This is a genomic window from Aeromonas sp. QDB11 (assembly GCF_027705265.1).
Lineage (GTDB): Bacteria > Pseudomonadota > Gammaproteobacteria > Enterobacterales > Aeromonadaceae > Aeromonas > Aeromonas allosaccharophila.
The window spans coordinates 76,692-95,654 of the sequence record NZ_JAPDBM010000002.1 but is presented as its reverse complement, the minus strand read 5'-3'; the positions used below and the strand labels follow the sequence as shown (position 1 = coordinate 95,654).

The 18,963-nt window shown below is 57.2% G+C and carries 30 protein-coding genes; 23 read left to right on the top strand and 7 right to left on the bottom strand.

Annotated features, from left to right (window positions below; translation table 11 throughout):
• Nucleotides 1-22: 22 nt before the first annotated feature.
• The 7 genes from OKC40_RS01305 to OKC40_RS01275 are packed head-to-tail and all read right to left on the bottom strand — an operon-like array spanning nucleotide 23 to nucleotide 3,767.
• Nucleotides 23-1,057: a conserved phage C-terminal domain-containing protein gene (locus tag OKC40_RS01305; RefSeq protein ID WP_270793880.1), complete on the bottom strand. Its 1,035-nt coding sequence runs from the start codon at nucleotides 1,055-1,057 to the stop codon at nucleotides 23-25.
• A complete protein-coding gene (locus OKC40_RS01300) occupies nucleotides 1,054-1,968 on the bottom strand; it encodes a DNA cytosine methyltransferase (protein ID WP_064339875.1) in 915 nt (304 codons plus the stop codon). Before OKC40_RS01300 ends, OKC40_RS01305 begins: the two co-directional genes overlap by 4 nt.
• Entirely contained in the window at nucleotides 1,965-2,117 is a 153-nt protein-coding gene (locus tag OKC40_RS01295; RefSeq protein ID WP_270793879.1) for a hypothetical protein, read from the bottom strand. The genes OKC40_RS01300 and OKC40_RS01295 overlap by 4 nt, the downstream gene beginning before the upstream one ends.
• A 53-nt stretch (nucleotides 2,118-2,170) precedes the next feature.
• Nucleotides 2,171-2,389: a hypothetical protein gene (locus tag OKC40_RS01290; RefSeq protein ID WP_042062778.1), complete on the bottom strand. Its 219-nt coding sequence runs from the start codon at nucleotides 2,387-2,389 to the stop codon at nucleotides 2,171-2,173.
• A gap of 5 nt (nucleotides 2,390-2,394) precedes the next feature.
• On the bottom strand, nucleotides 2,395-2,793 hold the full coding sequence (locus OKC40_RS01285) for a hypothetical protein (protein WP_374885818.1): 399 nt from the start codon (nucleotides 2,791-2,793) through the stop codon (nucleotides 2,395-2,397).
• A 38-nt stretch (nucleotides 2,794-2,831) separates the two neighbouring features.
• Nucleotides 2,832-3,533, bottom strand: coding sequence for a phage antirepressor KilAC domain-containing protein (locus tag OKC40_RS01280; protein ID WP_167570040.1), 702 nt, complete (start codon nucleotides 3,531-3,533; stop codon nucleotides 2,832-2,834).
• A gap of 30 nt (nucleotides 3,534-3,563) precedes the next feature.
• The gene (locus OKC40_RS01275; protein ID WP_139441048.1) at nucleotides 3,564-3,767 is read right to left on the bottom strand and encodes a Cro/CI family transcriptional regulator; all 204 of its coding nucleotides are present in this window, start codon (nucleotides 3,765-3,767) and stop codon (nucleotides 3,564-3,566) included.
• Between the two features lie 134 nt (nucleotides 3,768-3,901).
• Between OKC40_RS01275 and OKC40_RS01270 the strand changes: the two genes are divergently transcribed.
• From OKC40_RS01270 to OKC40_RS01160, 23 genes are all read left to right on the top strand, one after another.
• Nucleotides 3,902-4,522, top strand: coding sequence for a helix-turn-helix domain-containing protein (locus OKC40_RS01270; protein WP_232099067.1), 621 nt, complete (start codon nucleotides 3,902-3,904; stop codon nucleotides 4,520-4,522).
• 15 nt (nucleotides 4,523-4,537) lie between these two features.
• On the top strand, nucleotides 4,538-5,191 hold the full coding sequence (locus OKC40_RS01265) for a hypothetical protein (protein ID WP_270793877.1): 654 nt from the start codon (nucleotides 4,538-4,540) through the stop codon (nucleotides 5,189-5,191).
• A gap of 427 nt (nucleotides 5,192-5,618) precedes the next feature.
• Entirely contained in the window at nucleotides 5,619-5,870 is a 252-nt protein-coding gene (locus OKC40_RS01260; protein WP_139441045.1) for a hypothetical protein, read from the top strand.
• Nucleotides 5,871-6,464: 594 nt separating this feature from the next.
• A complete protein-coding gene (locus OKC40_RS01255; protein ID WP_270793876.1) occupies nucleotides 6,465-7,052 on the top strand; it encodes a hypothetical protein in 588 nt (195 codons plus the stop codon).
• A complete protein-coding gene (locus tag OKC40_RS01250) occupies nucleotides 7,049-7,525 on the top strand; it encodes a hypothetical protein (RefSeq protein WP_270793875.1) in 477 nt (158 codons plus the stop codon). The genes OKC40_RS01255 and OKC40_RS01250 overlap by 4 nt, the downstream gene beginning before the upstream one ends.
• Before the next feature lie 23 nt (nucleotides 7,526-7,548).
• Nucleotides 7,549-7,740: a PA3496 family putative envelope integrity protein gene (locus OKC40_RS01245; RefSeq protein ID WP_167570043.1), complete on the top strand. Its 192-nt coding sequence runs from the start codon at nucleotides 7,549-7,551 to the stop codon at nucleotides 7,738-7,740.
• Nucleotides 7,741-7,744: 4 nt separating this feature from the next.
• Nucleotides 7,745-8,110: a hypothetical protein gene (locus OKC40_RS01240; protein ID WP_042062789.1), complete on the top strand. Its 366-nt coding sequence runs from the start codon at nucleotides 7,745-7,747 to the stop codon at nucleotides 8,108-8,110.
• Entirely contained in the window at nucleotides 8,107-8,448 is a 342-nt protein-coding gene (locus OKC40_RS01235; protein WP_270793874.1) for a hypothetical protein, read from the top strand. Before OKC40_RS01240 ends, OKC40_RS01235 begins: the two co-directional genes overlap by 4 nt.
• Entirely contained in the window at nucleotides 8,445-9,467 is a 1,023-nt protein-coding gene (locus tag OKC40_RS01230) for a YqaJ viral recombinase family nuclease (RefSeq protein ID WP_270793873.1), read from the top strand. The genes OKC40_RS01235 and OKC40_RS01230 overlap by 4 nt, the downstream gene beginning before the upstream one ends.
• Before the next feature lie 77 nt (nucleotides 9,468-9,544).
• Nucleotides 9,545-10,390, top strand: a complete 846-nt coding sequence (locus OKC40_RS01225; protein WP_270793872.1) for a hypothetical protein — start codon at nucleotides 9,545-9,547, stop codon at nucleotides 10,388-10,390.
• 72 nt (nucleotides 10,391-10,462) lie between these two features.
• Nucleotides 10,463-11,569, top strand: coding sequence for a hypothetical protein (locus OKC40_RS01220; protein ID WP_270793871.1), 1,107 nt, complete (start codon nucleotides 10,463-10,465; stop codon nucleotides 11,567-11,569).
• A 49-nt stretch (nucleotides 11,570-11,618) separates the two neighbouring features.
• Nucleotides 11,619-12,659, top strand: coding sequence for a hypothetical protein (locus OKC40_RS01215; protein ID WP_270793870.1), 1,041 nt, complete (start codon nucleotides 11,619-11,621; stop codon nucleotides 12,657-12,659).
• Nucleotides 12,656-13,240: an MT-A70 family methyltransferase gene (locus OKC40_RS01210; RefSeq protein WP_182969265.1), complete on the top strand. Its 585-nt coding sequence runs from the start codon at nucleotides 12,656-12,658 to the stop codon at nucleotides 13,238-13,240. The genes OKC40_RS01215 and OKC40_RS01210 overlap by 4 nt, the downstream gene beginning before the upstream one ends.
• A gap of 59 nt (nucleotides 13,241-13,299) precedes the next feature.
• Nucleotides 13,300-13,479 (top strand): hypothetical protein, encoded by a 180-nt coding sequence (locus OKC40_RS01205; protein ID WP_270793869.1) that lies wholly within the window; start codon nucleotides 13,300-13,302, stop codon nucleotides 13,477-13,479.
• Between the two features lie 20 nt (nucleotides 13,480-13,499).
• Nucleotides 13,500-14,411 carry a recombination-associated protein RdgC gene (rdgC, locus tag OKC40_RS01200; protein WP_270793868.1) on the top strand — a complete coding sequence of 304 codons (912 nt, stop codon included), beginning with the start codon at nucleotides 13,500-13,502 and terminating at the stop codon, nucleotides 14,409-14,411.
• Nucleotides 14,408-15,019, top strand: a complete 612-nt coding sequence (locus tag OKC40_RS01195; protein WP_270793867.1) for a hypothetical protein — start codon at nucleotides 14,408-14,410, stop codon at nucleotides 15,017-15,019. The genes rdgC and OKC40_RS01195 overlap by 4 nt, the downstream gene beginning before the upstream one ends.
• Nucleotides 14,983-15,201: a hypothetical protein gene (locus OKC40_RS01190; protein ID WP_017411486.1), complete on the top strand. Its 219-nt coding sequence runs from the start codon at nucleotides 14,983-14,985 to the stop codon at nucleotides 15,199-15,201. The genes OKC40_RS01195 and OKC40_RS01190 overlap by 37 nt, the downstream gene beginning before the upstream one ends.
• Before the next feature lie 44 nt (nucleotides 15,202-15,245).
• Nucleotides 15,246-15,815, top strand: coding sequence for a hypothetical protein (locus tag OKC40_RS01185; RefSeq protein WP_270793866.1), 570 nt, complete (start codon nucleotides 15,246-15,248; stop codon nucleotides 15,813-15,815).
• Nucleotides 15,812-16,114 (top strand): DUF4406 domain-containing protein, encoded by a 303-nt coding sequence (locus OKC40_RS01180; RefSeq protein ID WP_182969142.1) that lies wholly within the window; start codon nucleotides 15,812-15,814, stop codon nucleotides 16,112-16,114. Before OKC40_RS01185 ends, OKC40_RS01180 begins: the two co-directional genes overlap by 4 nt.
• Nucleotides 16,115-16,349: 235 nt before the next feature.
• Nucleotides 16,350-17,063 (top strand): hypothetical protein, encoded by a 714-nt coding sequence (locus OKC40_RS01175; protein WP_270793865.1) that lies wholly within the window; start codon nucleotides 16,350-16,352, stop codon nucleotides 17,061-17,063.
• A gap of 56 nt (nucleotides 17,064-17,119) precedes the next feature.
• A complete protein-coding gene (locus tag OKC40_RS01170; protein WP_244775902.1) occupies nucleotides 17,120-17,527 on the top strand; it encodes a hypothetical protein in 408 nt (135 codons plus the stop codon).
• A 29-nt stretch (nucleotides 17,528-17,556) separates the two neighbouring features.
• The gene (locus OKC40_RS01165) at nucleotides 17,557-17,691 is read left to right on the top strand and encodes a hypothetical protein (protein WP_265176782.1); all 135 of its coding nucleotides are present in this window, start codon (nucleotides 17,557-17,559) and stop codon (nucleotides 17,689-17,691) included.
• Nucleotides 17,670-18,923, top strand: a complete 1,254-nt coding sequence (locus OKC40_RS01160; protein WP_182969145.1) for a site-specific integrase — start codon at nucleotides 17,670-17,672, stop codon at nucleotides 18,921-18,923. Before OKC40_RS01165 ends, OKC40_RS01160 begins: the two co-directional genes overlap by 22 nt.
• Nucleotides 18,924-18,963: the final 40 nt, after the last annotated feature.

The window sequence follows — 18,963 nt, the reverse complement described above, 5'->3', positions numbered from 1 at the left end:
GTTGGCTGGCAGAGCGGTCACGTTAGAGGGGAGTGTCGTCGTCATAGCTGACAGCTCCCGATTCGATGAGACTGCGCGCCTGCTGTTGGGCGGCGGCAATGTTGGACATCGGCTTGCGCTTACCCTCGAAGCCCTCCCACTCGCCGTTCAGGCAGCGCGGGCGACCGATCTGATCCCAGCGCTGGGCGCCAGCCAGGTACCCGGCGAACTTCTGCGGCGCAAACAGGGTCATTGGCCGCAGGTATTCGGCCATTTTCAGGTTTGCGGACCAGTGCTCGCGCTTGAAGTCGATCACCAGTTGCAGATCGGCCACGGAGTAGCCCTCCGCCAGTCTGGCGTTGATGTTTTGCAGGGTGGTTGGCTTGGCCTGATAGCGGCGATTGCATGCGGCGTTGAGGTGGTTCAGCACAGCCAGAGAATCCGCTGATGGCTCTGCCGTTTTTTTAGCCGGTTTTGTTTCGTCAGAAACAGAACAAGAGATCTGTTTATTATCTTCAGAGTTTATATTGTTATTAATGATAAGATCTTCGGCATGATACTCCGCACCTAACTCCGCGCCGCTGAGTTGGCGATCACCCTCTAACACCATATCTGGCGCGCCCTCAAACTCCGCGCCATACTCCGCGCTAAAGTGTTGCGAAACTCCGCGCTGATAAGCGTCGAAATTCAGCAGGCTGACGATGGTGTAACCACTCTTGCCCTGCTTTGTCGTCCTGCCGATCGCCCCCTCCTCCTCGAAATAGTCCAGCGCCCGACGAGCCTGATCCTCAGATACGCCACACGCTTTCCCGAGCGAACGAGCAGAGCAAGCCAGCTGACCACGATGAATGGTGAGGCGGTTGCCATTGAAGGTGACTTCACGGCTCTCGTAGGCCGCATCCAGCAGCAAATGCAGCCACACGGACTTCTTGGCTACATCCTTGTACCAGGGGGCATTCAGCATCGACGAGTAAGCGAGGCGGAAGCCATTGCGGGCATTTTCGCTCACGTTGCTACCTCTGCTGATAGGTTTGGAAATGGGGGCGCCTGCCCCCGGGAATTTGATAACGGTGTTCATGCTGCCTCCACCAGTGCCTGAATGATCCGCTTGCCAGCCAGTGGCGGAACTGCATTGCCAGCCATGTGAACGGTCAGCCGGTGGTTGTCTGGGCGCTTGATATCGCGCGGGAAGCTCATTGCCAGCAGGTTTTCTTCTGCCGTGAGCATCCGCATCCTGTCGCCGTCCACAACAGCCCAGCGATCGCGGGTGGTGATAGTGCCGATCGGGCGCTCAATGCTTCGCCCGGTGCGGGTGTTGCCGTAGTAGCTCATCACGAACCGGTCGCCGTGGACGGCTCTACCGTTAGCAACCCGCTCCAGCGTTGCTTCCGCCCGCCCCGGCTTGGCTATTGGTGACCAGCGCCCAGCGTTGAAGTCAATGAACTGCGACGCCGGGACATGCTCCATCTTCGGCAGGTTCAGGATTAATGGGTTTGCTGAGCGGGTGCAGACGATAAACATGCGGATCCGCTCTTGTGGCACCCCGAGATCGGCGCAATTGACCACATGCGGCGCCAAGGAATAACCCAGCGCCTGCATGGCTGCCGCCCATGCCGGATACAGCGACCAATCAAGGAACTCAGGAACGTTCTCGACGATGGCGGCTTGCGGCCGGTGAAACTCGAGAGCAGACACCACGGCCCATGCAGTGGAGCGGCTGGCATCGTGCTGCGGGTTTCCGTTTGCCTTGCCACGAGCTTTACTGTGCCCCTGGCAGCATGGTGAGGCGAGTAACAGGTCATGACTCGGCACCTGCGTCCAGTCGGCTTGATGCAGGTCTTGGCAGATGTGCTGGGTATCAGGGTGGTTCTCGCTATGCCAGTGCACAGCTTCCTGCCAGTGGTTGGCAGCCCAAAGCACTTCGCAGCCAGCCATCACGGCGCCGGTAGACCAGCCACCAAGTCCAGCGAAAAGGTCGATTGCTTTCATGCCGCCACCTCCTGCTCGGTGTAGTCACACCCCGGGCATTCAAATGAGCGGTCATCGGTACCGGTGCGCAGCTCGCTGCCGCATTGCGGGCAGTGATCCAGATCGGCACAAAGGGGGTGGCCCAGCGGGGCCGTTGGGTTCATGGTCATGTTGAGGTCCTGAATTAACAGCCCGGTGGTGAGGCGGGCCTGATTGATAATGGTTATGCGCTTGGCTGCTTCTCGGCGCGTTCGATCTTGCGGGCCATCAGCTCGCGGGAAAGCCGGGTCGCGGTACGGTCAGTACCAGCGGCCTGCGCAATGGTGATCACCGAGTCATCGTCCAGATGCAGGGCCAACTCGTGCATTACGGCCTTGAGGACTACGTTATCCCGATCGGTGACATGCTCGGGTTTCGGGCGTGGTTTGGTATTGCTGAACATGATTGTTATCTCCCTAAAACGAAATTGATGAGATCTTTGAGCTTTTGCACCGGCTTCTTGGGGCGCTCCTCGTCATAGATGGCCTCATCTTGCGGCGAGAAGGTCAGCAGGCCGCGCTCTGGCAGGCCATCCCCTTTCAGGATCTCCTCGACAGTGACGGGTGGATACCCTTGCTCGATCAGGCTCCGATTGGCCCGTTTGACGGCTCTCGCCAGTATCTGGGGTTCATGCTTTGATATGGAATTGAGCAGCATCAGCAGCGAGGTGCGGGCAAATGCGGTTTCAGTCATGCCGACTTCGGCGCCGACTTCCTGCCACACGGAGCGATGGGCAACGGTGCCTCTCACTCGCAGCGGGGAAATGGTGCTCATATTTTCATGCTCAGGCTTGCAAGGTACGCCCATGGTGTTGGTCCTCTGGTGGTAATGGAGCTGGCCGGTGGTTAGGCGGCAATTGGTTTCAGGTAGCCGAGATCAATCAGGCGCTTTGTCAGCCACTGCTGGCCTTTTCCTGTCACCATCGGAGTGAAAGTGGTTATCGTCTCGTCGTTGTGAGTGCGAGTGCCCTCTTTGACGGTGAAGTAACCACGCTCGATGTAGTCCTGGAACGGCAAGTTATGCCGATTACCGCCACTCATGAGGATGCGATGCTCACGCAAAGCACGGAACAACACGTTCTGGCCGAGGCCCACGGCGCGGGCGTAGTTGCCGATATTGACGCCCTTGTCGTCACCGGCAACACGATCGGCAAATGCAACTTTGGGAGCCTGAACTGCAAGCAGATGGTTTTTCTGTTCCACTTCCAGTGCAAGGCGGCCAGCTTCCAGCAAGGCCGCTGCGTAGGTCTGTGGGATCTGCGGCCCCTGCTGAGATTCCAGCTCCTGCCACCGGTCCACAATGTGGGCGGTAAACTCGGGGCAGTTCTGGGCCACAAGGATCAGCGAGTCGCGCTTATTGAGGCGGTATTCCTCGTAGACGTTGCCGTTATGGGAGAACTCTTGCGTTGCAAGGGTTCCGATAACGCCAGATACAGCGAGGCGCTGGGCGGAAATTTTGATGTTGCTATGTTGCTTACCAAGCAGCTCCGCAATCTCGCGGGTGCCCATAGTCATCTCGGTACTGGTGATGATGCTCAAATTGGTCATATGGAGTCCTGTTGGTGGTTCAACTGCTGGTTAGGCAGCTTGGTCTTGAGTCTTGCTGAGGGAGTAATCCTCCAGCCCCAGTCGCAGCTCACCATTGCTGGCAATAACAAAGCTGACGGCATGCTGGGCGGGAACTACCTCCCCCCACTTCGCGGCAAGGCTTCTGGATATACCGATCGCTTTCATGGCTTTGGCCATGTTTCCGAAATATTTGATGACTTCATGTTTCTTCATTGGTCGGGGTCCTGTGTTGGTAGGTACGCTTCAAATGATGTCCTCTATAGAGAACGATGTCAATCAGCAGCGTCCCCCAAAGTGATCGATGCTGGATTTACAATTTAGTCTCTACAGAGAACAAGAGGTCGTGGATGAAAACTTTCGGGCAACGCCTTGAGGAAAAGCTGCAGGAGCTGGGGATCAGTATGTCTGAGCTAGCTCGACGCACAGGTTTATCCAAGAGCGTGATCAGTAATGCCATTAACAACCCGAATCGCGAGATGCGAGTTTCATCACTGATCTCAATAGCCAAAGTTCTTAGGGTTGATCCAATCTGGCTATACACGGGGAGAAGCAGTAGCGATCTGCTAAATGACATCCAGTTCAATTCAGACAAAGTTCCGGTATGGACTCTCTCAGATGTAGAGAATCTAGCTACCGATATGATGCCAAACATGGATAGCGGTAGGTATGTGGTTGCTGAAAATCAAAGCCATAGCATCGCGATAGAAGCAAGCAATGACCACTTGTCCAAGTCAGGAATAGTGGCTGGAGATATGTGCATCATCAATTTGGCAGACCGAAAACTGGAAGATGGAGCGGTGATGTTAATTCAACTTCTGAAAAGCGGCCAAGTCAGACTACTCCGAGCCATGGCTGGAATTGATGACTGGGTTTACGGAGTTGATGACCCGAGACTCGGTACAGTTACGTCAGAGGAGGCAGTCGTTCTTGGAAAGTTATCTGAATTGCGTCGCAGGGAAATAAAATAAGGAGAAAATGCAGACATGGAGTCTTCTGATGTGCTGTTGTTGGCCGCACTTGGAATAGGTGCCTACGTTTGGTTTAACAACAAGACAAAAACAAAGGATGTGACCACTATACGGGAAAGTCACACCGTCAAAACCAATACCGGCCAAGTCACCTACGAAAGGGTCAGAGAGACTGATTCTCGGAGCTTGGACTGGAAAAGTGAGGGTGTTGATAGATTTATGGCTCCAAGTAAAGTTCAGCAACCCCCAACGCCAGTTTCAACTCAGCAGGCAATCACTGTGAGTGTGTCGCACCGAAAAAGTATTCCAAGCACCTCGACAACACATGCAGCAGGCAACAATCTGACAACCACTTACCAAGATGTCACCCCAAATGGTGCGACCATTGATGCCGTGAAGGTGACTGGAATTGCCAGCAAGGGCAAGGTTTGCCAGAAGTGTAAGAAGCCCCTATCCAATTCACATTTCAGACCAAACCCGAATAGTGAAGATGGCCTGACCAAGTGGTGCTCTTCATGCATGGAGTTATCACACTCAGATGATCGCCACCACAAAACCTGCCCTCACTGTCATAAACGCAGACTAAAAACAAACTTTGACAAGAACAGTAATCAACCTGATGGACTAACAAAGTGGTGCCGTTACTGCATGGCAGCATCTAAGAAATAGTCATTGGTGTAGGCCCATACCAACCCGCTTCGGCGGGTTTTTTGTTGTTCAAAAAAAATATCGTTTATTTTAGAGATCGGCATTGACCTGTCGTTCACTAAAGATTACGATTTCCTCATCGTCCACTTTAGAGAACGCACTGGCAAGCGGATGAGACTACCAAACCTCCGGAACTGGCGGAGTGAAAGACCAGTAAAGAATTGAGTACCACTCGGCAATCAGGACCCCGCCCCTAACCAGGGCAGAAGTGAAAAGCGCCTGACCAGCGCGTAAGAACGACAAAGCCCGCACAGGGCGGGCTTTGAAGGACCAGGGTACCACCCCCAGTCAGAGACGGTCGGGGGACCAACCCCGACAATCAGGACCCCAACCAGTTGACCCGGTGGGAATTAGCGAGGACCAACTCGCCAACAGGAGTAAATGTACCATGACCAGACGCCTTTTTTCCAGAGCCGCGCATCGCGCAGACCAGATCATTGCCACTATCGCTGACCACGTAAGCGGCAACAAAGCTCGCAGAGCACGCCTCCACCGCCGCGTCAGCGAAATCGCAGACGATATCCGCCGCCAGAAGTTGGCAGAAAAGCGCGCCATCGCCAATGAGCGACTGGGCCGCATCCCGAAAGGTCACAGAGCCATGCTGATCGCACGCATGCAGTACCACATCGATTCCATCTGATTTCCCGGGTCTGGCGCTTCCATGATAGCGCCGTAGCCAAGACGCATTTAATAGACACCGCGAGTGTGTCTTGGCTTCTTGCAGCCTGAATTCAGGATTGCACCGCTCTTTAACAACTCGGATTGGGCAGTCACCGCTCGCAATCTGCTGGCCCGGCAGATCGCCATTAACCCGTCAAACCGGAACATGGCGCTGGAAGGTGACAGCTAGCCACTGGCAACAGTGGCCAGCCTAGAGCCCATTGCATCAGTGGGTTGCAGGCCGAGGCCTAGCGAGGCAAGGCATGTCTTGCCTTGGTGTGGCATGGCGTGGCGAGGCACGGGAGGTGGCGGACCTCGTTAAAAACCGCCCAGCGCCAAGCGCATTCGTTGAGTGTGCTTGGCCCTGCGGCGCAGCGCGGCACGGCACGCCTCGGCGAGGCACGGCAAGGTCGGGCGGGGCAAGGGCTCAGACGAGCGTAAAGCCGATTCAGTGAGTCGGTTTTGCGACGCGAGAGCGTTAACAAGCTGCGGCTTGGCCTACCCCGGCGCGGTTCGGAGGGGCTTGGCGTGGTGGGGCAAGGGCTCGGAAGGGCAATTTAACGAGGACTAAAAGATGACTACACTGAAACTGACACTGACGGGGTCAACCCCGTTACTGATGCACAGCGACCGCTTTAGCGACCCGCTGGATCCGATGACAAAGGCGCACAAGGCATTGACCTCCAAGCGCAAGAAATCCGACACCGACCACGAGGATATCGCCCGCTCCGAACTACTGGGGGCGATCTACTACAGTAAGGCCAGTGGCATCCACCTGCCTGGCAGCAACCTGAAAGCCTGCCTGACCGAGGCGGCCAAGCTCAACAAGCTGGGCACCGAATTCAAGCGCAGCCTGCTGGTGCTGGAAGATGAAGTAACACTCCACTATGACGGCCCGCAAGACCCTCAGCAGTTAGTTGATACCCCTGGCTTCTCGCTAGCAAAGAGCGTCAAGGTTGGTACGGCCAGGGTGATGCGCCACCGCCCGCGATTCCCGGCTGGCTGGCAACTGGTCTTTCACATCGAATTTGACGACGCCAGGCTGGATCGCAGCGAACTGCTGACGGTGCTCGGTAACGCTGGCCGCTATGTGGGCGTAGGCGACTGGCGCCCAGCCTGCGGCGGCACTTACGGCCGCTTCACTGTGGAGGTGGCCGGATGACTCAGGAAGAACAACTGACAGCCTGGGATGCGCTAGGGCTGAACTACGGTGATTTCATCAGTCACGCAGACTTGCGCCGCATGCTGGGGTTGGAGCGCCCCTTCCCGGAAAAATACGCCAGCATCCCAGAATACGACGCGGCCCGCGATGACTATGAGTGGCAGGTGCTGCGTAGCGTCAATGAGTTACGGGAGTTATTACTTACCGAGCGCAAAATCTACCTCGACATCAAGCGGGGGCACGGTTACGAGATCGCTCACCCGACCGAACAGATAGCCATTGCCGCCAAGCAGTACACCAAGACGCTGGAACGCGAGACCCGCAAGCTAGTAGAGGTTAGCGTCAACGTCAATCTTGATGTACTGGACGCAAGCCAGCGCCACCGCATCACCCAGCAACAGGATCGAGTCGCCGCCCTGGCTGATTTCATGGGGCGCGGCAAGCAACTGACTATTAGCGTGACTAGCACCTAATTTACCACCACAGGACCCCGACCATGAAAAATCTGACCGAAGCCCAGGTGATGGGCTTTCGCGGCTCCATGCCGCCCCGCACTGAACACCGCTACAGCGTGAGCGTCGAACCCAGCGCAGCAGAACGCCGCAGCGCCAGCGAACGCACCGCCACCCGCCGCGCCATCGAGGAGTACCACGAGAAGCGCGCCCTGCGGCTAGAAATGGAGATGTAGCGCTATGACCAGCGAAACCACCATGCTCGCCCTTCTGGAAAGCCGAGAGGCAGAGGCGAACGCCGAAGCTGAGTGGGTTGCCCGGTGGGTTGAGACCAACTTCCCGCTGCTTCTAACCGGCCAGCTCGACACCGATGCCGCCACCCTGCTCGCCGAGGTGGACCCAGAGCGCGCCGCCCAACTCAACCAAGCCATCTACCTGTTGATGGCCTCCGGCGACAAGGTGCCGCTCACCCAGATTATCCAGCAGTTGATGGATGCGGCACTGAAAGCCATGGCCAAACAGGCATGGAATGACCACGTTGCCCAGTTGCACGACGCTATGAGCGACGAGCAGTTTGAGCAATACCAGCACAGGAGCGCAGCATGAGTAATAAACACGAACGTGAGCCTTGGGTCTTGGGTGGATGTAGCGGGCGCATGGTAACCACACCTAGTGGGTATGTCGGCGACGGATTTATCGCAGATGTTGACACGAAGGACAACGCGCGCCGCATCGTGGCCTGCGTGAATGCGTGCCGCGGCCTGCCGACAGATGAACTGGAGCAGAAAGGCCTTGTCGCTGCCGTCGGAACCCAGCTGCTGGAGGCTGATCAGCAGCGCGACGAGCTGCTGGAGGCGCTTGAAGCGCTGTTTCATGAGGCAAGTCAGCAGAATCTGCGCAAGGCAAATGATGTCATCGTCAAATTTAAAGGAGGCAAAGGATGAACGCGCCAGCCAATACCATGACCATGCGCCAGCAACACCAAGCCTACTGTGACAGGCTGCTGGCCGGGATCGACCAATCAACCTTAAGTGCTGATGAGCAGTGGCACCTGCGCCGCCGTCTCGGGATCGGTGGCTCTGAAATAGGCACCATCCTTGGTCTGAACAAGTATCAAACTCCGTTCGACCTGTGGCTGGTCAAGACCGGCAGAAAGACGCCGGATGACCTGTCCGACAAACCTGCTATCCACTGGGGACACAAGCTTGAGGTAGTGGTTGCCGACGAATACGCCGAGCGCACCGGGCAGGTGGTAACTGTCGATGACACCCACTATCAGGCAGAGGTGGCTCCATGGATGGTCGGCAACGTTGACCGAATGGTCGGTGACCACAAGGTGCTGGAGTGCAAGACGGCCAGTGGGTTCGCCGCCAAGAAGGCTGGTTTCGGTCCCGGCAACGTCTACGACGAGAACGGCAACCTCATCACGGCTTGCGATGAAGTACCAGAGAGCTATCTGCTCCAGTGCCAGCACTACATGCTGGTCACCGGGCGGCAAGAGTCAGATCTGGCTGTGCTTATCGACGGGCGCGACTACCGGATCTACACCATTCCGCGCAATGAAGACCTGATCGCAGCAATGATTGAGGCTGCCACTAACTTCTGGTTCGACTGTGTTATTGCTGACCTACCACCGGAAGGTGCGGCGCAACTTGAGCCAACCGAAGCGGATCCAGCCTGCGAAGTCATAGAGGCGGATGCTGATGTGATGGCACTTCTCATTGAGCGGAAAGATATCAGCGAAGCCATCTCTGAACTTGAGGGGCAGAAGAAAGAAGTGGATAGCCAGATCCAGTCGTTCATGGGTGGGGCTCAGGTTCTCATCCGCAACGGCGCCACCATGGCAACCTGGAAACAGGTTACCACCAATCGATTCGACTCCACGGCCTTCAAGAAGGCCGATCCAGCTACCTATGCAGCCTTCACCAAAGCATCAACCACCCGCACATTCCGGGTTAATTAAGGGGCACAGCCATGATTCACGACGTACAGCCGGTTCAGAAAAGCCGAGTAACCAAGCCGCCAATTGGCGGCTTTTTGATGGAACCGCAGAACCTGCAGGAAGCCATGCAGCTGGCGGACATGCTGGCCAATTCCAATCTCGTTCCGAAGTCCTATCAGGGGAAGCCTGGAGATGTGCTGGTCGCCTGCCAGTGGGGTTCTGAAATTGGCCTCAAACCTCTGCAAGCCCTGCAAAACATCGCCGTTATCAACAACGTGCCAGCGGTATGGGGTGACGCTCTGGTCGCCCTGGTGCGCGGCTCTGGCCTGTGCGAATACATCAAGCAGGACTGGGACTCTGCCACCAAAACCGCCACCTGCAGTGTCAAACGCCGTGGCGAACCGGAAGAGACCCGCACTTTCTCGGAGGAGGATGCGCGCCTCGCTGGCCACCTCAACAAAGACACCTACAAGAAGAACCTGCAGCGGATGCTCTCAATTCGCGCTCGCGCCTTCGCCCTGCGCGATGTGTTCGCTGATGTACTCAAGGGCCTCAAGGTGGCGGAAGAGGTGGAGGATTACCCTGAAGAGAAAGATATCACACCGGCATCGCCAAGAATCCAGCAGGAAAAGCCTGTTAGTCGCACCAGCGCGGTACTCGACAAAATCAAATCAGCTCGTGAAGGCTCAGTTATTCAGCAAACCCAGGTGACTGAGGTAGTAGAGCCTGAACCGCACATCGAAACGGTCGAGCGGGTTGACCACGCCAGCGCCTACGCTGACCACAGCGCCGCCATTGAGGGCGCATCCTCCGGCGAAGAGTGGCAAAGAGCCTACACCGCCGCGTGGGAGTGGGCCAACGGCACCGGCGACCCGCAGATAGTCAAAGGCATCAAGCAGATCGCTGGCGAGCGCAAGCGCCAACTTGACCAGCCGCAAGCGTAACCAACCACTTCAACCCATCCAGCCCGCCAACCAGCGGGCTTTTTTATGGCCGAGCGCCACAAGGACCCCGTCATGACCGAACAAGCCAAGACCGACACCGCCCAGACCCAGCTGGTTGTCATCGAACCCACCACCGCCGTCGCCCTGTTTACCGAGGGTCAAGGGGTGACTGAGCTGTTGGCCGATATCCGCCAGAAGGCATCCAGCCTGGTGCCTGATGTGACCACCGCCAAAGGTCGCAAGGAGATCGCTAGCATCGCCTATGCCGTAGCCAAGACCAAATCACATCTGGATGGTGTCGGCAAAGAGCTGACCGCCAAGTACAAGGAGATCCCGGCGCGAATTGACGCCAACCGCAAGCTGATCCGCGACACCCTCGACGCCCTGAAAGAGGAAGTGCGTGCCCCGCTCACCCAGTACGAAGCGGCAGAGGAAGCCCGGGTCGCCGCCCTCAAGGAGCGCATGACCGCCTTCGCCGATGCCAAGCAGGCCACCGCAGAGCTGCCGAGCACCGAGCTGGAGCACTACCTGCAGCAGATTGACGCGATCGCCATCGACGACAGCTGGGAAGAGATGACCGCCCAGGCTGGCGTAGCCAAGGATGCCGCCGTGCTGCACCTGCGCACAGTCATAGAGAAGGCCAAGGAGCGTGAAGCACAAGCCGCCGAGCTGGAACGCCTGCGCCAAGAGGCTGCCGCCCGCGAGCAGGAAGATCGTGAACGCCGCATCGCAGAGCAGGCTGCCGCCGCAGAGGCCCAGCGTCAAGAGCAAGCCCGCCTCGATGCCGAGCGCCGCGAACGCGAAGCCAAAGAGCGTGAGCAACAGGCAATCCGCGATGCCGAAGCCGCAGAGAAGGCCCGCCAGGAGGCAGAGGCCAGCCGCATTGCCGAAGCTGAACAGGCAGAACAGCGCCGCCTGCAGGCTGCTGCCCAAGCAAGGATGGAAGCAGAGCTTGCAGCGAAGGCCGCCGCTGAGCAGGAGCGCCAACGCATCGCCGACGAACAGCGCCTCAAGGATGAAGAGATCGCCCGCCGCCTGGCCGACCGTGAGCACCGCGGCCGGATCAACAGCTCCATCGTGATGGACTTGATGGGGCTGGGTCTCGCTGAGGATGTCGCCGTGAACCTCGTCAAGCACATCGCCAGCAACAAGATCGACCATCTGACCATCAACTACTGATCACCCGCCCCGCCGCCAACGGGGCTTTTGCTCTCCCAGAGGACCAACTATGACCGAACAAACCACCGGCATCACAGCCGGAGAGGTGGCCAATGCCGCTGCCGCCGCCATTCTGGCCCAGATTGACCTGCTGGCCAGCACCACTAATGACACAACCCGAGCCGCTCTGCAGGGCCTGCGGGCTCTGGTAATCAGCAACTCCGAGGCCATAATCACGGCCTCCAACTGCATGATTGATAGCGAGAATGCACTCTATGATCGCCTTAGTGCTGCCAACCTCGAACTCGATGGCGAGCGCAATCAGCACAACGAACTCAAGATCCAGAGCTCCCGCCTGATTGCAGCCCGACGACAGGACGAGGACAAGGTACGCAAGATAGAAGTAGCAAGCGCCCAGGTGGCGACCCAGCGTGATGCCTATAAGCGCGATGCTGACGAGTGGCACCGCGCAAAGCCAGAGATGAAGAAGCTGCGCGAGCGCATCAAGCGCCTGGAAGACTCAGGCGCCAAGCGCGAAACAGAGCTCAACGAACTGAAAATGAAACTCCAGCGCACCGAAAGTCTGCTCATGCGTGCTACCAGGTCTGTGCTGCAAGCCAAGGATGCGATCACGAACACCCAGCACCGGATGATGCTGGAAGGGCTGCAAGTGGAAAAGATCATCGAGGCTGCTGGCATCCATTACTACCTATACAGGCGCCCGTGCGTGGTGGCTGAAACATTCAAGCCTACAGGTGACGAGCTGGTAAGTCGTGATCACATGTATATCTACCGGGTTGAAACATCTGCTGGGTATCACTGGGATGCGGTGCCGCTGCAAAGCGGAGATGTAGGCCTGGTTAAGCAAAAGGCCATGCCGAAAGAGGTCAAGAAGTACCTGTTCGAGCAATACAAAGAAAGCTGCCTGTTTGACGTTGGTGGGGCGACGCTCAAAAACGCCGAGCTGACCAATGACCTGGACGCGCTGTCTGCTGCGCTGGCAGAACTGGACGCCATCGACCACAGTCTGACCCCGCTCAAGGTGAAAGACAGTCTCAAGCAGACACGAGCGCGTAAACTGGTGGGGCTCGCCGGGAGAAAAGCGGCATGAAAATCGACATCCACAGCACCAGCCGCAAGTACCGGGTGATCTACGCGGATCCGGCTTGGCAATTCAAATCGAAGAAGTCAGGCGGCTCAATGAAAAGCGGAGCCGCGCAGGTGTACAGCGTCACCTCGATAGAGGACATGAAGGCGCTGCCAGTGGCGAGGCTGGCAGACGACAACTGCATGCTGGTCATGTGGTGGGTAGGCAGCATGCCACAAGAGGCCATCGACCTGTGCCAAGCCTGGGGGTTCCGGATCATGACCATGACCGGCCTGGTGTGGGAGAAGCGCACCGTAAACGACAACCCCCACTTCGGTATGGGGTGGGCGACACGGGCCGGTGCGGAGTGCGCCCTGATCGGCATCAAGGGCAAAGTCAGCAATCTGGTAGTGGACAAGGCTGTCCGCTCGGTCATTCGAGCCAAGGTGGGGCGCCACAGCGAAAAGCCGCACGAGTGCCGAGAGGCCATCGAAAAGCTGTGCGGTGATGTCCCACGCATCGAGCTCTTTGCCCGTTCGGCCGCCCCAGGCTGGGACTGCTGGGGCAACGAAGCTCCATCACTACCAGAGCAGTCCGCAGCCTGATACCCCCAATCCATCCACCGCCAGCCACACAGGAACTGTGGATAGCTCATAGGACTCCCATGCAAAAGACAGAAAACCCCTACTGCGGCGCAGTAGTCATCGGGTTGGGCGTCGTCATGCCCCATCCCAAGCAGCCCGGCAAGTTCATCCTGCCCGGAGGCGCAACCTGTGACCGGCAAACCGCCGAGGCCGCAGCCAAGAAGCTCCACCACCTGCAGGCCAAGAAAGCCCGCAACTAACCGACCAAAGGACCCAGACCATGTGGTTTAAAAACCTTCAAGTTTACCGCTTCACCCGCCCGTTCGAGTTGACCGACGAACAGCTGGAAAACCAACTGGTGGCGTGTGCCTTCACCCCCTGCGGCAGCCAGGATATTTCCCGCTTTGGCTGGACCCGACCCTTCGGCAAGCTCGGCCACACCCTGATCCATGCCGCCAACGGCCAGATCCTGCTGTGCGCCCGCCGCGAGGACAAGATCCTGCCGACCGCCGTCATCAAGGAACAACTGGCAGAGAAAGTCGGGGCAATCGAGTTCGAGCAGGGGCGCACCCTCAAGAAGAAAGAGGAGGAGGCTCTCAAGGAGGAGCTGCTTCACACCCTGCTGCCCCGGGCATTCAGCCGTACCGCCAACACCTTCGCCTGGATCAACCCGGCCGACGGCCTGCTGATGGTCGATGCCTCCTCCGCCAAGAAGGCGGACGATGTGCTGGCTCTGCTTCGCAAGTCCATTGGCAGCCTGCCGGTGGTGCCGGTGGCGCTCAAGAACCCACCCGAGATCACCATGACCGAGTGGCTGCAAGAGGGAAACCTGCCGGCAGCTTTCACCCTGGAGGATGAATCCGAGCTACGCAGCGCCATGGAGCACGGCGGGATCGCCCGCTTCAAACAGCAAGACCTGATGACCGACGAGGTGAAAAATCACCTGGCCAACGACAAGCTGGTCACCAAGTTGGCCCTGAACTGGGGTGAGCGCCTCAGCTTTGTGCTGGGCGACGACCTCTCCATCAAGCGCCTCAAATTCAGCGAGGACATGCGCGAGCAGAACGACGACATCACCAGCGAGGATCCGGTTGCCCGCATGGACGCCGACTTTGCACTGGTGACCGGCGAGCTCTCCCAGTTCATCCCGGCCCTGTTCAATGCCCTGGGTGGTGAGGAGGCGCCACTATGAAGCGATACGATCTTGAGCTGACCGCCACAGGGCCGGTCATGGAAGAACGCAAAGAGGGGGCTTTCGTCCCCTTTGCCGCCGTCGAACCACTGCGCCAGCGCATTCATCAGCTCCTTGAGGAGCGCAACAACACCGGGATCGCAATCAGCAACGCCATCCTTGTCGGTGTCGTGCCGGATAAGCACCCGCTGCGATCGAGGCTGGAGCTGCTGGCGAATCACCACAAGCACGAGCTGATGCTGGCGGAGTTGTTGCGGCGTGCGCGCAGGTACGTTTCTCCGCTATCGTGCCCTGAGTCTGAAATACAGATCGTGCAGTCGATAGTGTCCAGCATCGACGCCGTGTTGGCTGGAAAGATCAATTTTGACCTGCTGATGGCGGCCGTTCACAAGATAGCGCCAGAAGGCTGGCAGCTGGTGCCGGTGGAGCCAACTACTGAGATGGTGGAGGCATACTTCGCAGGAAAAATGGAGGCGCAAAGCTGCACTCACCAGCAGAGAGCCAGAGAGAGGGTGGCTAGAGATTACCGTGCCATGCTCGCCGCCGCGCCCAAGCAGCAAGGAGGTGAGCCGTGCGATTCCGCGAGCCCATCATCCAGCCCGGACTGACCCGCACCGAAGCCGAAGAGACCCGCGCCAGATACCTCCGCATCAACCCCGGCGCCCGGGTCACCATCGACAGCCAACCCGATAACCCCCAGCTCAAGACCCTGATAGCCCACCTCCCCGTCCTGCCCCTCCGGCAGGTGCTGGCACCGGGCTTTATCGGGTACCGCGGCTGGCGGGCATAACCAGAGCCCCGGCAAGCCCGGGGCTTTCTATTCAAGGATTCACCATGGCAAAAATCTATATCGCCGGGATTGAGATTAAGGATGTAGAAGCCTTCAAGAGGCGGTTTCTCAGCAAAGCAGCCATCAATTCCGACTCTGGTTGTTGGGTGTGGACTGGCGCCAAAGATAGAAAAGGTTACGGAAAATTTTCTGTTGGCGGAGCTTGCAACCATGAGGGTAAGAGAAGGAACTCTATGGTTACCGCATCAAGGGTCTCATACGAGCTTTTTATAGGGCAAATACCTAAATCTGATGGGTATCACGGCCAGTGCATACTGCATCGGTGTGACACCCCATCCTGCGTTAACCCAGAGCATTTATTCCATGGCAGCAACATGGATAACGTAAAGGATATGGACAAGAAAGGCAGGAGAGTAACGGTAGCGAAAAGGGGGAGTGAGCACAAAAACTCGGTCCTAACCGAAGCGATTGTTGAACGGCTGTTTGATGAGATTAAGGAGAGGGCATCAACTCAAAGTGAGCTCGCTAAGAAGTACGGCGTTTCTCTGGCCACTGTAAATCACATTAAAACTGGGCGGCTTTGGTCGCACATCACTGGAGTTATACGGAAATGAAGATATTCATCTCTGGCCCTATGTCAGGCCTGCCCAACTTCAACCGCGACGCCTTCAACAAGGAGGCGCTGCGCCTGCAAAGCCTTGGCCACGTGGCGCTCAATCCAGCAATCCTGCCTGATGGCCTTGAGCAGCACGAATACATGGCCGTCTGCATTGAAATGGTCAAGATGGCCGATCAGCTGGTGTTGCTCCCCAACTGGGAGCGCAGCGCCGGGGCTACCGCCGAACACGCTCTGGCAATCAAGCTCGGTAAGCCGGTGATCCTGACCTCAATACTGCATGAGGAGGCGGCGTGACCAAACAAAAGGCGGCCGGGATCGCAATCCTGGCCATTAACATTCTGGCCGTCATCGTGGCGGCCGACCTGTTTGTGAAGGGATGAGTATGGAAGACGATTTGACGTGGCTGGTACGCATCACCGGTGGCACTCTCGAGCCATGGTGCGAATTCATAGCAAGGAGCGGCTGTGACTCTTGGGCTTGCGCTAGGGTGTTTGACCTTGAGCGTAACTGGTTCACCAAGGAGAAATACATGGCCCGCCGCGCAGAGTTGCAGAACAAGCCGAGCTGGGCTGATGCGCCGGAGTGGGCAAATTGGTTGTGTCAGCGTGATGACGGCATGTGGTTCTGGTGCGTAGAGGAGCCAAGAGTAAGTGAGAATGGGTGGGAAACAAGACACGAAGCGAGGGCTGCATATCCATCAGGAGATCAAATTCCTGAGTATGTCCTCGGCGACTGGCGCGACACCCTCGAACGCCGGCCAGTTGACCTCTCTGAGCCAGCCGTAACCGCGCTCCTGACCAAGGACGCCGAGAACATGCTGGCGGCTGTGCCTGAACTGATGGATGAAAAATTCAGTATCGACCGCAACGACTGGTTCGAGCGCGGGGAGCTGCCACCTGTTGGTACTGAATGTGAGTTTTGTGGCGGTACTGGTGATGCTGATGACCCATGGCATCCAGATCTAATGGATGGAGACAGGGTAACTGTAATTGCTCATTTTGAGTGCGGGATATTCACTCTTGCTGCATTCACCTTCAAATCGCGAAACCCGAATATCGCTACGGTGCTGGTTGAACAGGCAAACTACGGTTGCTTCCGCCCTATCCGCACCGAGCGCGATAAAGCGATCGATGAAATGAAGCAGCACTGCCCGCATCACGGAAGCTGGGATACGGTTGGCCGCATCTATGCAGAGGCACTCTACGACGCCGGCTACCGCAAGCAGAACTTTCCTGCCAAATAACGGCCCTTCCTTCAATCCAATTGGCGCCCCATCCTCAAGGACAGGAGGGCCACGCCATGCAACAGCTACAACTCATCGACCAGAGCAGCCAACTGCTGGACGATCTTGTTAATACCGTACTCTCCCCCACCCTTTCCCAATCGGCCAAGCTAGCCGAGATCGGCCGCATCCTGGCGCATTTCGACCTACCTATCGAAGCGCCGCGGGTAACTGGCCAGCTCTGGAGCGCAACCGATCTGGGTAAGGAACTGGGGGTGAGCGCCCAAGCAATCGGCAGGCTGGCCAACCAGCACAACCTGAAAACCACCGAACTGGGGGAATACCGCCTTGACCAGGCGGCCAACTCCCGCAAGCAAGTTCAAACCTTTTACTACAACCAGCTCGGGCGTCACCGGCTCGAGTCTCTTTTAATCGCGAGGACCACATGCAAGGAAATTACATCTACCCGTGCGCAAGATGGGTGAAACCACGCCTTTTTGAGGCCCTGACAGGGATGACCGAGAAGGCCGCAGAGGGGCGCCGCCTGAAGGGTGAGTGGCCAGAAGGAATAATCTGGAAGTATGGCCCTGATGGTCAGGTTCGTTACAGCGTCGAGGAGTACGACAAATGGGTCGAGTCAGCGCAATAGATAACCAATCCTCTCTGGTTGCCGGGCTGACTGGAGTAGAGGTTCATGGCAACAAGCTCCGGATCTGTTTCAGTTATAAGGGGCGCCGGTGCAGAGAGGTATTGGACATCCCCATCACCAAGGCAAACGTCAAATTCGCAGCGAACAAACTAGCGGCGATAAAGCACGAGATTGCCCTTGGCAGCTTTGACTATGCAAAGCACTTCCCCAACTCGAAGGTACTTTCCCGTCTTGGCATGCGCACAACCACCCGGATGACGCTTGCTGAGGCCGCTGCCGCGTTCGTTGAGAGTGCTGGGCCAACTGTTGGCTTATCGACAAAGCGCTCATATCGCAGCGCGTTCAAAAGAATGACCGAGTTTCTCGGCGGCGATATGCCAATAGCTGATTTGCTGCCCATGCATATTGAAAGACTGCGCAACCACTTGCTCACGGACTGCAAGCCAAGAACGGTAAGAACCTATCTTGCCCATGCTGGGAACCTGCTTGGCTGGGCGGCGCGGAATGAACTGGTAGAACGAGAGTTTGACGTGCGCGTTGCAGCTGCTCGGCTGAACACCGAAAAGAGCGCGGATCCGTTCGAACATTGGGAGTTCCAAAGGCTGATCGAGGTTACAACTAACAGACAGTTCAAGAACATGCTGCTGACCCTCGCCTACACCGGGATCCGCCCAGGTGAGCTGAGAGCTCTCAGTTGGGGTGATATTGATTTCGAGAATCGGGTTATGCATGTGCAGAGAAACCTGACTCAGCAAAAAATGCAGTTCAAGCTGCCGAAGACAAACCGAACAAGAACCGTTCACCTTATGCCGCCAGCACTGAATGCGCTACAGGATCAATTCAAGATAACTGGGGCACTTTTGGACGCAGAGATTGACATGCACCTACCAGGTGGCATGATCGTGCGCCAAACATTGCGCCCTGTCTTCCGACCAACCAAAGTTGTGCCGGATAGGCCACCTTTTTACTCTGGTGTTTTCATGGTGGCCCCATGGAGAGCTGCAATCAATAAATCTGGGGTTCGTTATCGCCGGGCCTATCAACTTAGGCATACTTATGCCAGTTGGAACATCACCGCTCACGGAAACCTTGCGTTCATAGCTGAACAGATGGGTCACAACTCTGCAAGAATGTTGCAAGAGGTCTATGGAAAATGGATCGAATCGGCCAGCCGAAGTGAGGTCGATTCTATCTGGAGTTCGATGCAAAAAAATGGGCATTTGCCCCAATAGCGCCCCAGCATTTTCAACCAGTGCAGCAATGCGCTGATAA

Excerpts from the sequence above, each read along its gene's own strand:
- OKC40_RS01250 (WP_270793875.1), top strand. The coding sequence starts at position 7,049 with ATGACTCAGGAAGAACAACTGACAGCCTGGGATGCGCTAGGGCTGAAC.
- OKC40_RS01265 (WP_270793877.1), top strand. The coding sequence starts at position 4,538 with ATGGAGTCTTCTGATGTGCTGTTGTTGGCCGCACTTGGAATAGGTGCC.
- OKC40_RS01290 (WP_042062778.1), bottom strand. The coding sequence starts at position 2,389 with ATGTTCAGCAATACCAAACCACGCCCGAAACCCGAGCATGTCACCGAT.
- OKC40_RS01175 (WP_270793865.1), top strand. The coding sequence starts at position 16,350 with ATGGCCCGCCGCGCAGAGTTGCAGAACAAGCCGAGCTGGGCTGATGCG.
- OKC40_RS01160 (WP_182969145.1), top strand. The coding sequence starts at position 17,670 with ATGGGTCGAGTCAGCGCAATAGATAACCAATCCTCTCTGGTTGCCGGG.
- OKC40_RS01275 (WP_139441048.1), bottom strand. The coding sequence starts at position 3,767 with ATGAAGAAACATGAAGTCATCAAATATTTCGGAAACATGGCCAAAGCC.
- OKC40_RS01305 (WP_270793880.1), bottom strand. The coding sequence starts at position 1,057 with ATGAACACCGTTATCAAATTCCCGGGGGCAGGCGCCCCCATTTCCAAA.
- OKC40_RS01235 (WP_270793874.1), top strand. The coding sequence starts at position 8,107 with ATGAGTAATAAACACGAACGTGAGCCTTGGGTCTTGGGTGGATGTAGC.
- OKC40_RS01285 (WP_374885818.1), bottom strand. The coding sequence starts at position 2,793 with ATGGGCGTACCTTGCAAGCCTGAGCATGAAAATATGAGCACCATTTCC.
- OKC40_RS01195 (WP_270793867.1), top strand. The coding sequence starts at position 14,408 with ATGAAGCGATACGATCTTGAGCTGACCGCCACAGGGCCGGTCATGGAA.
- OKC40_RS01300 (WP_064339875.1), bottom strand. The coding sequence starts at position 1,968 with ATGAAAGCAATCGACCTTTTCGCTGGACTTGGTGGCTGGTCTACCGGC.
- OKC40_RS01170 (WP_244775902.1), top strand. The coding sequence starts at position 17,120 with ATGCAACAGCTACAACTCATCGACCAGAGCAGCCAACTGCTGGACGAT.
- OKC40_RS01205 (WP_270793869.1), top strand. The coding sequence starts at position 13,300 with ATGCAAAAGACAGAAAACCCCTACTGCGGCGCAGTAGTCATCGGGTTG.
- OKC40_RS01270 (WP_232099067.1), top strand. The coding sequence starts at position 3,902 with ATGAAAACTTTCGGGCAACGCCTTGAGGAAAAGCTGCAGGAGCTGGGG.
- OKC40_RS01225 (WP_270793872.1), top strand. The coding sequence starts at position 9,545 with ATGGAACCGCAGAACCTGCAGGAAGCCATGCAGCTGGCGGACATGCTG.
- OKC40_RS01245 (WP_167570043.1), top strand. The coding sequence starts at position 7,549 with ATGAAAAATCTGACCGAAGCCCAGGTGATGGGCTTTCGCGGCTCCATG.
- OKC40_RS01215 (WP_270793870.1), top strand. The coding sequence starts at position 11,619 with ATGACCGAACAAACCACCGGCATCACAGCCGGAGAGGTGGCCAATGCC.
- OKC40_RS01230 (WP_270793873.1), top strand. The coding sequence starts at position 8,445 with ATGAACGCGCCAGCCAATACCATGACCATGCGCCAGCAACACCAAGCC.
- OKC40_RS01185 (WP_270793866.1), top strand. The coding sequence starts at position 15,246 with ATGGCAAAAATCTATATCGCCGGGATTGAGATTAAGGATGTAGAAGCC.
- OKC40_RS01280 (WP_167570040.1), bottom strand. The coding sequence starts at position 3,533 with ATGACCAATTTGAGCATCATCACCAGTACCGAGATGACTATGGGCACC.
- OKC40_RS01295 (WP_270793879.1), bottom strand. The coding sequence starts at position 2,117 with ATGACCATGAACCCAACGGCCCCGCTGGGCCACCCCCTTTGTGCCGAT.
- OKC40_RS01255 (WP_270793876.1), top strand. The coding sequence starts at position 6,465 with ATGACTACACTGAAACTGACACTGACGGGGTCAACCCCGTTACTGATG.
- OKC40_RS01220 (WP_270793871.1), top strand. The coding sequence starts at position 10,463 with ATGACCGAACAAGCCAAGACCGACACCGCCCAGACCCAGCTGGTTGTC.
- OKC40_RS01210 (WP_182969265.1), top strand. The coding sequence starts at position 12,656 with ATGAAAATCGACATCCACAGCACCAGCCGCAAGTACCGGGTGATCTAC.
- rdgC (WP_270793868.1), top strand. The coding sequence starts at position 13,500 with ATGTGGTTTAAAAACCTTCAAGTTTACCGCTTCACCCGCCCGTTCGAG.
- OKC40_RS01260 (WP_139441045.1), top strand. The coding sequence starts at position 5,619 with ATGACCAGACGCCTTTTTTCCAGAGCCGCGCATCGCGCAGACCAGATC.
- OKC40_RS01180 (WP_182969142.1), top strand. The coding sequence starts at position 15,812 with ATGAAGATATTCATCTCTGGCCCTATGTCAGGCCTGCCCAACTTCAAC.
- OKC40_RS01240 (WP_042062789.1), top strand. The coding sequence starts at position 7,745 with ATGACCAGCGAAACCACCATGCTCGCCCTTCTGGAAAGCCGAGAGGCA.
- OKC40_RS01165 (WP_265176782.1), top strand. The coding sequence starts at position 17,557 with ATGACCGAGAAGGCCGCAGAGGGGCGCCGCCTGAAGGGTGAGTGGCCA.